The sequence below is a fragment of the Cellulomonas sp. P5_E12 genome (genome assembly GCF_054049315.1).
Genome location: NZ_JBFUMP010000009.1, coordinates 83,253 through 94,522, shown reverse-complemented (window position 1 = coordinate 94,522; position 11,270 = coordinate 83,253). Strand labels below are relative to the sequence as shown.

The 11,270-nt window shown below is 71.0% G+C and carries 12 protein-coding genes; 9 read left to right on the top strand and 3 right to left on the bottom strand.

The window, feature by feature from the left end; all coding sequences use genetic code 11:
* Genes hisH through ACXJKA_RS09800 form a run of 3 tightly spaced genes read left to right on the top strand, consistent with a single transcriptional unit; the run spans nucleotide 1 to nucleotide 2,135 of the window.
* Nucleotides 1-636, top strand: a complete 636-nt coding sequence (gene hisH, locus ACXJKA_RS09810) for an imidazole glycerol phosphate synthase subunit HisH (RefSeq protein WP_456825009.1) — start codon at nucleotides 1-3, stop codon at nucleotides 634-636.
* Complete coding sequence (gene hisF, locus ACXJKA_RS09805; protein WP_456825008.1) at nucleotides 626-1,423, top strand: imidazole glycerol phosphate synthase subunit HisF; 798 nt, start codon at nucleotides 626-628, stop codon at nucleotides 1,421-1,423. The genes hisH and hisF overlap by 11 nt, the downstream gene beginning before the upstream one ends.
* Nucleotides 1,424-1,463: 40 nt before the next feature.
* Nucleotides 1,464-2,135: a hypothetical protein gene (locus ACXJKA_RS09800; RefSeq protein ID WP_456825007.1), complete on the top strand. Its 672-nt coding sequence runs from the start codon at nucleotides 1,464-1,466 to the stop codon at nucleotides 2,133-2,135.
* Nucleotides 2,136-2,178: 43 nt separating this feature from the next.
* On the opposite strand, the gene ACXJKA_RS09795 is transcribed toward ACXJKA_RS09800, so the two are convergent.
* Together ACXJKA_RS09795 and ACXJKA_RS09790 are read right to left on the bottom strand one after the other, a co-directional pair.
* Nucleotides 2,179-5,346 carry a glycoside hydrolase family 9 protein gene (locus ACXJKA_RS09795; RefSeq protein ID WP_456825006.1) on the bottom strand — a complete coding sequence of 1,056 codons (3,168 nt, stop codon included), beginning with the start codon at nucleotides 5,344-5,346 and terminating at the stop codon, nucleotides 2,179-2,181.
* 207 nt (nucleotides 5,347-5,553) lie between these two features.
* Nucleotides 5,554-6,507 carry a hypothetical protein gene (locus tag ACXJKA_RS09790; protein WP_456825005.1) on the bottom strand — a complete coding sequence of 318 codons (954 nt, stop codon included), beginning with the start codon at nucleotides 6,505-6,507 and terminating at the stop codon, nucleotides 5,554-5,556.
* Nucleotides 6,508-6,658: 151 nt separating this feature from the next.
* On the opposite strand from ACXJKA_RS09790, the gene ACXJKA_RS09785 reads away from it, so the two are divergent.
* Together ACXJKA_RS09785 and ACXJKA_RS09780 are read left to right on the top strand one after the other, a co-directional pair.
* A complete protein-coding gene (locus ACXJKA_RS09785; RefSeq protein ID WP_456825004.1) occupies nucleotides 6,659-7,198 on the top strand; it encodes a peptidylprolyl isomerase in 540 nt (179 codons plus the stop codon).
* 80 nt (nucleotides 7,199-7,278) lie between these two features.
* Nucleotides 7,279-8,073: a rhomboid family intramembrane serine protease gene (locus tag ACXJKA_RS09780; RefSeq protein WP_456825003.1), complete on the top strand. Its 795-nt coding sequence runs from the start codon at nucleotides 7,279-7,281 to the stop codon at nucleotides 8,071-8,073.
* 278 nt (nucleotides 8,074-8,351) lie between these two features.
* On the opposite strand, the gene ACXJKA_RS09775 is transcribed toward ACXJKA_RS09780, so the two are convergent.
* The gene (locus ACXJKA_RS09775; protein ID WP_456825002.1) at nucleotides 8,352-8,600 is read right to left on the bottom strand and encodes a cell division protein CrgA; all 249 of its coding nucleotides are present in this window, start codon (nucleotides 8,598-8,600) and stop codon (nucleotides 8,352-8,354) included.
* 180 nt (nucleotides 8,601-8,780) lie between these two features.
* Here ACXJKA_RS09775 and ACXJKA_RS09770 point away from each other — a divergent pair, with 180 nt between their 5' ends.
* From ACXJKA_RS09770 to ACXJKA_RS09755, 4 genes are read left to right on the top strand one after another with little or no spacing between them, the layout of a single operon-like run.
* The gene (locus ACXJKA_RS09770) at nucleotides 8,781-9,623 is read left to right on the top strand and encodes a DUF881 domain-containing protein (protein WP_456825001.1); all 843 of its coding nucleotides are present in this window, start codon (nucleotides 8,781-8,783) and stop codon (nucleotides 9,621-9,623) included.
* Nucleotides 9,620-10,432 carry a class E sortase gene (locus ACXJKA_RS09765; protein WP_456825000.1) on the top strand — a complete coding sequence of 271 codons (813 nt, stop codon included), beginning with the start codon at nucleotides 9,620-9,622 and terminating at the stop codon, nucleotides 10,430-10,432. The genes ACXJKA_RS09770 and ACXJKA_RS09765 overlap by 4 nt, the downstream gene beginning before the upstream one ends.
* Nucleotides 10,433-10,464: 32 nt before the next feature.
* The gene (locus tag ACXJKA_RS09760; RefSeq protein ID WP_456824999.1) at nucleotides 10,465-10,623 is read left to right on the top strand and encodes a hypothetical protein; all 159 of its coding nucleotides are present in this window, start codon (nucleotides 10,465-10,467) and stop codon (nucleotides 10,621-10,623) included.
* A gap of 1 nt (nucleotide 10,624) precedes the next feature.
* Entirely contained in the window at nucleotides 10,625-11,248 is a 624-nt protein-coding gene (locus tag ACXJKA_RS09755; RefSeq protein ID WP_456824998.1) for an aminodeoxychorismate/anthranilate synthase component II, read from the top strand.
* The last annotated feature ends 22 nt before the right edge of the window (nucleotides 11,249-11,270 follow it).

The window sequence follows — 11,270 nt, the reverse complement described above, 5'->3', positions numbered from 1 at the left end:
GTGATCGGGATCATCGACTATCGCACCGGGAATTCGCAGAGCATTTCCTATGCGCTCGAGCACCTCGGTGTCCCGCACGCGCTCGTGGCCAAGCCGAGCGAGTGCGACGAGGTCGACAGGTACATCCTTCCCGGCGTCGGGGCCGCCGGCGTGACCATGGAGTCGCTGGCCCAGGAGGGCTGGATCGACCACCTGAACGAGAAGGTCCGGGGCGATGGCCAGGCCTTTCTCGGTGTCTGCGTGGGTCTGCAGGTGCTGTTCGAGCACTCGGCCGAGGGGGACGTCGAGTGTCTCGGCTGGCTGCCCGGGAGCGTCCACGAGTTCGACCGCGCCGAGGTCCGCGTTCCGCACATGGGTTGGAACAATGTCGACGTGCGCGGTGACCACCCGTTCTCGAGGTCATTCACGCCGGGTGGGTTCTACTATTTCGTGAATTCCTTTTATGCCCGGCCGACGGACGATTCCACCCTGGTCGGCGTGACCACCTACGGCCAGGAGTTCGCCGCGGCGGTCGCGCACAAGAACATCATGGCGACGCAGTTCCACACCGAGAAGAGCGCGCGCGCCGGCCTGCAGGTGCTCAAGTCGTTCTGCGACCTCGACCTCACAGACCTGAAGGATCTCGATGCTCGCTAACCGGCTCATCGCCTGTTTCGACGTGAAGGACGGCCGGGTCACCAAGGCCCAGCAGTTCCAGGACAACATCGACGTGGGGGACCCGGCCGAGCTGGCCGACCGGCTGTACCACGAGGACGTCGACGAGATCGTCATCTACGACATCATGGCCAGCGCCCAGAAGCGCCAGATCGACCTCGACATGGTCCGCAGGGCCGCGCACCGGACCTTCGTGCCGCTGACGGTCGGGGGCGGCATCCGGCACCTCGAGGACATGCACGCCGTGCTGCGCGCCGGTGCGGAGAAGATCAGCATCGACTCCATGGCCGTGCGCAAGCCGGAGATCATCACGCAGGGTTCGGTCGAGTTCGGCCGGCAGTGCATCGTGCTGAGCATGCAGGTCAAGCGCGTGGACAAGACCGCGACGATCCCCAGCGGCTACGAGATCGCCATCGACGGCGCGCGGACCTACACCGGCATGGACGCGGTCGAGTGGGCGAAGCGCGGGCAGGACCTGGGCGCCGGCGAGATCGTCGTCAACAGCATCGACCGCGACGGCACGGGCGCGGGGTACGACCTGGACATCACCGGCATGATCACCGAGGCCGTTCAGCTGCCCGTCATCGCGTCCGGCGGCGCCGGTCTGGTCAGCCACGTGAGCCAGGCCTTCGCCATCGGGGCCACCGGCGCCATCGTCAGCTCGATGCTCTACTCGCCGCGCGTCGAGCACACGCTCTCCGTCGGGGAGATGAAGGCGCAGCTCGGGGAGCTGGGCGAGCGCGTCCGCCCGGTGCACAGCGCGGACTGAACACCCGTCGCCGGCAGCACCGGTCGGGCAGCATGAGCACGTGATCCTCGTCCCGAACGTCGGCCACCACGACTCACCCTCCCTTCGCCGCCAGTACGAGGGATCGTGGCTGGAGATCAGCCCCGAGCGCGTCCGCTGGGTCGCGCCGCCCGCGTCCCCCGATGCCCGAGGCGGTTTCGACATCCCCGTCGGAGGCGGGCCGGGGCAGGCGCGGGCGATCACCCACGTGCAGGCCGCGTTCCCGGCCCGCGGCACCGAGGGCGTCGTCGACCGGTACGCCGTGACGGACGCCGGCGGCGCCGTCCTCGGCTCGTTCCCGTCGGGGCAGGGGGTGAGCGGATCCGCGCTGCCCGAGCACCAGGCGGGCTGGTATCCGATGACGGCGGTGCGGGCCGCAGCCGGGGAGGCCGGTCTGACCTGGGCCGAGCGGGACTTCACCGGCGACACGGCCGGACTCGAGCACGAGTTCCCCGGGGTCCTGCCGCACGTGCGGGCGCTGACCATGGTCGCCTGGTCCCGGTCGCTCGCCTACGCCCTCGGCGGTGTCGTCCTGCTCGCCCTGCCATGGATCACGGCCTCCGGCGACGGGGGAACGTCGCCCGTGCTCCGCGTGGTCACCGCGGTGCTCGGCGTGATCACCCTCGCGGCCGGCATCGGGAACACGCCGCCGATGATGCGCCGGCTCGCGCGTCGGGCGGCCTCCCGGGGATGACGAGGGCGCCGCACCGGGTGGTGCGGCGCCCTCGTGGTCGCGATCAGGAGACCGTGCAGGCCACCCCGTTGACCGTGAAGGCCGTCGGGGCGGTGTTCGTGCCCGTGTGGGACCCGTTGAACCCGATGTCGGTGCTGGCGCCCGGGGCCAGCGTGGCGTTCCACCCCAGCCCCGTGGCCGTGACCGCGCTGCCGGTCTGCGACCACGTCGCGCTCCAGCCCTGGGTCACCTGCTGGCCCGGCGGGAACGTGAACCCGAGCGTCCAGGTCACGGGTGCCGTCGAGGTGTTGGTGATCTTGACGCTCCCCGTGAAGCCCACGTTCCAGCTGTTGGCGGAGTACGTCACCGCGCAGCTGCTCGTGGTCGACGTCGGGAGCGTCGTGAACGTCACCGGAGCGCTCGCCGTCGACACGTTGCCGGCAGCGTCCTTGGCTCGCACCGCGTAGGTGTACGCGGTGCCCGCCGTCAGGCCGGTGAGCGTGGTCGACGCCGATGTCGGCGAGGCCACCAGGGTCGAGGTGGTGCCCTGGACCCGGTACACGTCGTAGCCGGCCAGCCCGCTGCCGCCGGCGTCGGTGGACGCCGCCCAGGTGAGAGCGGCGCCCGTCTGCGTGACGGCCGTCGCGGCCGGGGTGCCGGGGACGGTCGGTGCGGTGGTGTCGGCCGCGGCCGTCGTGGTGAAGGCCACCGACGCCGACGTCGTCGACACGTCACCTGCCGAGTCCTTGGCCCGGACGGCGTAGGTGTAGGCGGTGCCGGCCGTGAGTCCGGTGAGCGCGTACGTCGTCCCGGTGGCCGTCCCGACGACCGTGGACGTCGGGCCGTTGATCCGCAGCACGTCGTACCCGGCCACCGCGTACGTGCCGGCGGTCGAGGCGGTCCACGTGAGCGTCGCGCCGGACGAGGTGATGGCGGAGGCGACGGGCGTCCCGGGCTTGCCCGGTGCCACGACGTCGACGGGCGGCGTCGAGGTGGTGAACGTCCCGGTGGCCGAGGCCGCCGACACGTTCCCCGCGACGTCCTTGGCCCTCACCGCGAACGAGTACGCGGTGCTCGGCGTGAGGCCGGAGAGCACCGTCGTCGCCGTGGTGGTCGAGGCGACGAGCGTCGAGGTGGTGCCCTGGACCCGGTAGACGTCGTAGCCCGCGAGGCCGCTGCCCGCGTCGGTGGACGCCGCCCAGCTCAGCGACGCGCCCGTCGAGGCGATCCCGGAGGCCGTCGGGGTGCCCGGGACGGTCGGCGCGGTCGTGTCGGTGACCGTGCCGGTGGGCTCGGTGCCCCAGATGAGCTTGCCGCCGTCGTAGAGCGTGATCGCCTTGGTCTTGGCGAGCGCGGTGGTGTTCAGGCCGGCGAACGAGGCGTCGTTGGCGGCGTTCCACGTGGAACCACCGGTGATCCGGAACTGGATCTCACGCCGGTGCTGGGACTGGCCACCCGGGTAGATGTTCTGCCCGATGCAGCTGATCTCGGCGTAGTAGAGCGACCCGCCCGCGCTGACCGGCTTGGTGGTCTGCGGGTCGCACTCGCTGTAGTTGGCGGACACCGCGAGGTTGGTCGCCGAGTCGCCGGCGTCGAGGGTGAACCAGTAGCGCAGGGTGCCGTTCTTGAGCGCGCGCGCCGGGAACGCTGACTGGTTGCGGATCATGGCCTTGATCTCGGTGAACGTGCCGCCGGCCGGCTGGTTGAGCATGGCCTCGACGAAGATCTCGTCGCCGTCGGGCTGCTCGGCCACGGGGAAGCTGGCCAGCGCGGTACCGCCGTACTCCTGCGTGAGACGCGCCAGCGCGCTGGAGAAGCCCGCGTTGTAGTCGGTGGCCACCTCGTTGGAGGTGTAGTCCGAGCGGCTGTCCGTGTAGGCGTCGTTGGCCGAGCTCGGCCCCCCGACGAGCGCGCCATAGAGCACGTGCCTCGTCGCGACGGGCGACGTGATCGAGTCGAGCCACGAGCCGTGCGCCGTCCGGTGGTGCGGGCTCTGCGGCGGGTTGACGCCGAAGCCGACGACGAAGCTGGACTTGCGGGGGTTGTCGCCGAGCGCGTAGTTGATCTGCCGGACGCCGAAGTCGTGGTACCTGGCCTTGCGTGTGGCGTCGGTGAGCCAGTCGGAGTAGACGAGCGCGACGAACGAGGTGTTGGCGGCGTACCGCAGCGACCCCCACGAGTCCAGGACGGCCTGGCCGCCCGGCGAGTACGGCACGCGCTGGCCGTTGACGCCCACCGTCCAGTAGTCCAGCCAGCGGTTGGCGTCGTCGACGTACTGCTGCTTGCCCGTCTCCATGGCGAGCAGCGCGTACATCGCGTACGTCTTGTCGTCCCACGCGACGGTCCACTTGTAGGAGTGGGTGGTCGTCTGGTTCTCGACGCTCAGCTTGAGGTACTCGGTCTCGGCCTTCGCCAGGTAGGTGGCGTCACCCGTCGCCTTGTAGAGCCAGTAGGCGCCCCAGACCAGCTCGTCCTGGTAGCCCGACCACGACTTGTAGTACGCCGAGGCGGCCGTGACGCAGTCGGAGTACGCGCCGCGGTAGGTGTCTGCGAACGAGTAGAGCTGCTTGGCGTGCGTGAGCAGCTTCGCCGAGTACGTCGGGTCGTCGGTCTTGAAGACGATCGACGACGACGCCAGCGCGGCAGCGGTCTCCCCGGCGACGTCGGACCCGGGGCAGCTCGCGCTGACCTTGTACGACGGTCGGGCCATCGTCATCACCTCGGCGGGACCCCACCACTTGTGGTCCGCCTCGCCGTCGCCCACCTGCACGTAGAGCTCGTTCGGTGCGGTGTGGGCCTTGACGAAGTAGTCGTCGACCCAGCGCAGGTTGTCCTTGACCTCGTCCAGCTGGCCGGCCTTGGTGTAGCCCTGCGGTGACGCGATGGCACCCCACGCGAGCATCGTCGTGCTGAACGCCATCGGCAGCCCGAACTTCACGTGGTCGCCCGCGTCGTACCAGCCGCCGGTGAGGTCCTTGCCGACGTCGGCGCCGTCGGTCATCGCGGAGTCGCCGCGCCACGAGACCGGGTTGTCCGCCGGCAGGTCGCCGGAGCGCTGGGCCTCGTAGAAGAACATCGACTTCTCCAGGGCCTCGGCGTAGTTGTACGTCGGGTCCGCGGCGCTCGCGGCGCCGGCCAGCGGAGCGACGAGCAGTCCGACGGCTGCGATGAGCACCGCGGGAACAGTGCTGCACGCGATCGCGACGCGACCGCGGGTTCTGGGGCGGTGCATGGGGTCCTCTTCCACGGCGCTGGAGGCGTTGGGGTCGGCGGACGGCCCCGGCGTCGCGTCGCTGCGGCCCCGGAACGACGCGCCTCGCGCATCGTGCAGAGCGTCTCCCGGGAGGGTCAACGGCCAAAACGTTTCGGACAGCGCGCGACCCCCGGCTCCGCGAGGGATCCGGGGGTCGCGCGGTGCGCAGAGCGCGGGCTGCTCGGGTCAGAAGGCGGGCGTGCCACCCTCGGCCGGCGGCTCGGTCGGCGGGACAGTCGGCGTCTCCGGCGCATCGTCCGCCGGCTTCGTCGTCCGACGCGCGGTCGCCTTCTTCGCTGCCTCGGTCGCCTCGCTGACCTTGTCCTTCGCGGCCTCGGTGGCGCCTGCGACCTTCTCGGTGAGGTCGTCCTTGACGTCCGACACCTTCTCGGTCAGCGACTCCGTGGCCGCACTGACCTTCTCGGCCGCCTTGCGCGTGGCGTCGCGACCCTTGGCGACGGCGCTGCCGGCGGCCTCCCCGACCGCGTCCGCGGCGTCGGCGACCCGGGTGTGGGTCGTCCCGGCATCCGTCGGCTCCCACGGCTCGGCCCACGGGTCGACGCTCGAGCGCGACCGCGTCCAGGCGGCTGCGGCCGCGCCGAGGCCGATGAGGGCCGCGAGCAGCCAGAAGACCTTGGCGCCCGTGTGCTTCTTCTTGCCCGAGGCCTCGGCGGCCGCCGCGGCGATCGACGCGGCGGAACCCTTGCCCTTGACGGCCGCGGCGTCGGCGGCCTTCTCGACGGCCGCCCCGGCCTTGACCGCCGCCTCGTTCATGGCGGCGACCAGCCTGGGCAGGAAGTCGTCGACGATCTTGTCGTGCGCGGTGTCGATGGCCGGCGAGACCTTGTCCGCGGCCGTCTCGACCTTGGGAGCGGCGGCCTTCACGCTCTCCTTGTACAGGTGCTCCACCCGCGGGAGGAGCCAGTCGATGAAGGCCTCGACCTTCGGGGTGGTCCAGTCCTTCGCGGTCGACGCCGCGTCCCCGGCCTTGGCGGCGGCGTCCTTCAGGGTCTCGGCCGCTGACCCCGCACCGTCCTTCGCCGTCTTGGCGGCGTCAGCGAGGGTGGCGCCCAGGTCGGCCGCCTGGTCCTTCAGCTTCTCCGTGTCGACGTCGATCTTCGGGCTCTTCGTGAACGGCATCTCGGCTCCCGGCTCGTTCGGCTGCACTTGCCTCCCACTCTGCCACCGCGAGAGCGGCAGCGCAGGATGGTCTTTGTGCAGAACAGAGCCCGTGGCCTGCACAACCGCACATTCACGGGTGTGCCCCAGGGTCGCGTGCGAGACTTCTCGCATGTTTGCGACCCTGCACACGACCGCCGGAGACATCCGGATCGAGCTCTACCCCAACCACGCGCCCCGCACGGTGCAGAACTTCACGGGACTGGCCACAGGAACGACGCCGTGGACCGACCCGACGACGGGCGAGGAGCGCACGGACCCGCTGTACAACGGCGTGGTCTTCCACCGCGTGATCTCCGGCTTCATGATCCAGGGCGGTGACCCCCTGGGCACCGGCCGCGGCGGCCCGGGCTACACGTTCGACGACGAGATCCACCCCGAGCTGTCGTTCAACGAGCCCTACCTGCTGGCCATGGCCAACGCCGGCAAGCGCCTCGACCCGACCACCGGCAAGGTGGGCGGCACCAACGGCTCGCAGTTCTTCATCTCGGTGGCACCCACCGAGTGGCTCAACGGCAAGCACACGATCTTCGGCAAGGTCGCCGACGACGAGAGCCGCGCCATCGTCGACGCCATCGAGAGCACGCGAGTCCGCCCGGGTGACCGCCCGGTCGAGGACATCGTCATCAACTCGATCACCATCGAGGACTGAGACCGACCATCAGCTCGCCAGTAGACGGAGTGCCGGGCGCGCCGGTCGCGCCGCCGGTCTGCCCTCGCCACCCCGACCGGGTGTCGTACGTGCGGTGCCAGCGGTGCGGCCGGCCCACCTGCCCCGAGTGCCAGCGCCAGGCCGCCGTCGGCATCCACTGCGTCGACTGCGTGGCGGAGGCTGCGCGGACGCTGCCGACCACGCGGACCGTTCTCGGCGGCGTTCGCCATGTCGGCCGGCCGGTGGTCACCCTCACGCTCATCGGCCTCTGCGTCGCCAGCTTCATCCTGCAGCTGGTGCTGCCCTCGTGGACCGCCCGGTGGCTCTTCTCCCCGGCGCTCGGGTTCTACGAGCCGTGGCGGTTCGTCACGGCCGCGTTCCTGCACTCGCCCGGCCAGTACCTGCACATCGTCTTCAACATGGTCGCCCTCTGGTACGTCGGGCCTACGCTCGAGAACACCCTCGGCCGCGCGCGGTACATCACCCTCTACCTGATGTCCGCGGTCGGCGGCTCGGTCGGCTCCGTGCTGCTCGCGGACGCGACCCACAGCTGGACCACCGGCAGCGTCGGCGCGTCCGGCGCGGTGTTCGGCCTGTTCGGCGCGATCCTCGTCGTCAGCATGCGGCTGGGCGGTGACGTCCGCGGCATCCTCGTGCTCATCGGCATCAACCTGGCGCTCGGCTTCGTCATGGCCAACATCGCGTGGCAGGCGCACGTCGGCGGTCTGGTCACCGGCGGGCTCCTCGCGGCGGCCTACGCCTACGCCCCGCCCGACCGCCGCCGACTCGTCGCGGTCGTCGCACCGGTCGTGCTCGGTGCGCTGCTGCTGGTCCCCACGGTGCTCGTCTACGCGTCGGCCGGCTTCGTCCGCTGACTGGGCTCTCAGGCCCTCCCACAGCACGATTGTCGGCCCCGCACGATCTCCACATGGTTACTCACACCTGTGGAACTACACCGCTGTAGTTATCCACAGACTTGTGCACCGCTGGGGACAACGCCGACGTTTCCGCAGGTCAGCTGCGGTGCTTGTGGATAGCCGGGGGCGGCCCCGGGTGGGGGTGACGGTGGGGACGGCGTCCGGACGAGCCGGACGGGGACAGACGAAGGCGCCGCCCGCGTGTGCGGACGGCGCCCAGGTCGGACAGCTGAAGGTCAGCGCCAGCGGGTCGTCATGCCGAAGCCGGCGATGATGAGGACGAACCCGATGAGCAGGTTCCACTGCTCGATGCCCGGGATCGGGTACTCCGAGCGCGTGAGGTACGTGACGACGATCCAGATCAGTCCGAGGATCATCAGCCCGAGCATCACGGGCAGGAACCAAGGCGGGTTGACCTTGGGCCCCGAAGACTTGGCGGGCGGCGGTGTGTACGTCGCCTTCTTGCGCGACTTCGACTCAGGCACGTCCGGTGCTCCTGTCCTGCGGCTGTGCGACCCGAGGGCCGCGGGGGACCACGCGGGTGACGTCGTGGCCGGGGGGCTGTCGATCGTGAGGCGTCGGGCCCGCTTCGTCACGGACGCGTCGCATCGTGACCTAGCGTAGTGCCCGCCCGTACTCAGGCATCCCACCCCGAGGAGCCGTTCGTGACCGACCACCCGCACCGCGTGCACCGTGCGCGTCGCGTGGTCGCCCGCGGCACGTTGTCGGTCGCGCTGGTGCTGGCCCTCTCCGGTGCGCTCTTCGCCGCCAACGCCAAGTTCGCGCGCGCGACCGGCGAGCGGCACCCGCAGGACCTGCGGGAGCTGGCGCAGGTCGAGACGAAGCGCGTCGCGCAGCTGTCCACCGAGGTGGACGCGCTGCGCTCGGACGTCGACGGGCTCACCGCGATCGAGAACGAGGCCGCGGGGACGCAGGTGGGCGAGCCGAGCGTGGGGTACCTGGTGGAGGGCGGGCTCGTCCCCGTCTCCGGCCCGGGCCTCACGGTCGAGCTCGACGACGCCCCGGCGGACTCCCCGCGGCGCGAGACAGTGAGCCCCGACGTGCTCGTGGTGCACCAGCAGGACATCCAGGCGGTGATGAACGCGCTGTGGGCGGGTGGGGCCGAGGCGATGGAGCTCATGGACCAGCGGGTGATCTCCACGAGCGCGGTCCGGTGCGTGGGGAACGTGCTGCGGCTGCACGGCCGGCTGTACTCGCCGCCGTACGTGGTCCGCGCGATCGGCAACCCCGCCGACCTCCGCAAGGCGCTCACGTCGTCGCCGCCCGTCCAGTCCTACCTGCGGGACGCCGCCGACGTCGGGCTCGGCTGGTCCGTGACCGACGCGCAGGAGCCGCTCGACCTGCCCGCGTACTCGGGGACCACCGAGCTGTCGTCCGCCACCGTGCCCGACGGTGTCGAGATCCTGCCCGGGCTGGAGGCGGCCGAGGCCGAGCAGCGCGAGCGTGCGGAGACCTCGTCCGACCCGACCCCCGGACGCACCCGGTGAGCGGCGAGACGACGACCGAGCCCGCGCCGACCGGCCGGCGAGCGGGCCGCCGGCAGCAGCGCAGCGGGCGGGTGCGCCACGTCGTCTACACGACCATCGGTGTGATCGGCGAGATCCTCATCACCCTCGGCGTGCTGCTCTTCGCGTTCCTCGTCTGGCAGCTGTGGTGGACGGATGTCGTCGGCAACCGCGCGCAGGCGGAGATCGTGCGCGAGCTGCCGTTCGAGCCGGTGCCCACCGCGACTGCCACGGCGTCCGCGGATGCGCCCGCGGGGCCGGTCATCGCGCCGCCGCGCCACGACGACCCCCCGGTGATGGCCGAGCCGCCGCACGCGACGACGTTCGCGACGATCCAGGTGCCGCGGTGGGACGGCGAGCCCGAGCGGCCCATCAGCCAGGGGACGGACCGGGCGACCGTGCTCGACGTGCTCGGAATCGGTCACTACGAGGGGACGGCGATGCCGGGCGGCGTCGGCAACTTCGCGATGGCCGGTCACCGGACCACGTTCGCCAAGCCGTTCAACCGCGTCGCCGAGCTCCAGGTGGGCGACCCGCTGGTGATCCGCACCACCGACAACATCTGGTACGTCTATCGCGTGACCTCGACGGAGATCGTCGCCCCGACCGACGTCGACGTCATCGCCCCCGTGCCGGGCGACCCGGGCGCGACCCCCACCGAGCGGATGATCACGCTCACCACGTGCCACCCGATGTTCTCGGCGAAGGAGCGGTTCATCGTCCACGGCGTGCTCGACTACTGGGCGCCGACGGCGGACGGCATTCCGGCCGAGCTGGTCGGTGGCGCATGATGGGCACCCTCGAACGACGCGGAGTGAGCTAGATGTACGGATGGTTGTGGCGCCACACCCCCGGCCCGGTCGCCGTGCGCGTGCTGATCCTCGCGGTCGCGGCGCTCGCGGTCCTGGCGGTCTGCTTCGTATGGGTGTTCCCGGCTGTCTCGCCGTACATGCCTTTCAACCAGACGACTGTGGGGGAATGACGTGACGAAGATCCTCGTGATCGACAACTACGACTCGTTCGTCTACACGATCGTCGGCTACCTCAACCAGCTGGGCGCGGAGACGGTCGTCGTGCGCAACGACGCCGTGCCGCCCGTCGAGGAGCGCACCGGGTTCGACGGCGTGCTCGTCTCGCCCGGCCCGGGCACGCCGGCCGACGCCGGCCAGAGCATGCAGGTCATCCGCGACTGCGCCGCCGCGGGGCTCCCGATGCTCGGCGTGTGCCTCGGTCACCAGGCGCTCGGTGAGGTGTTCGGCGGCACCGTCACCCACGCGCCCGAGCTCATGCACGGCAAGACCAGCCAGGTGGAGCACAAGGGCGAGGGCGTGCTGGCGGGGCTGCCGGACCCGTTCACAGCGACGCGGTACCACTCGCTGGCGGTGGTCAACGGGACGATCTCGGACGAGCTCGAGGTCACCGCAACCGCTCACGGCATCATCATGGGGCTGCAGCACGTGTCGCTCCCGCTGCACGGCGTGCAGTTCCACCCCGAGTCGGTGCTCACCGAGGGCGGCCACCGCCTGCTCGCCAACTGGCTCGAGATCTGCGGTGACGACCAGGCCGTCGCGCGCTCGGTGGGGCTGCACCCGCTCGTCCGGCTCTGAGCCAACGACGAAGGGGCCGTCC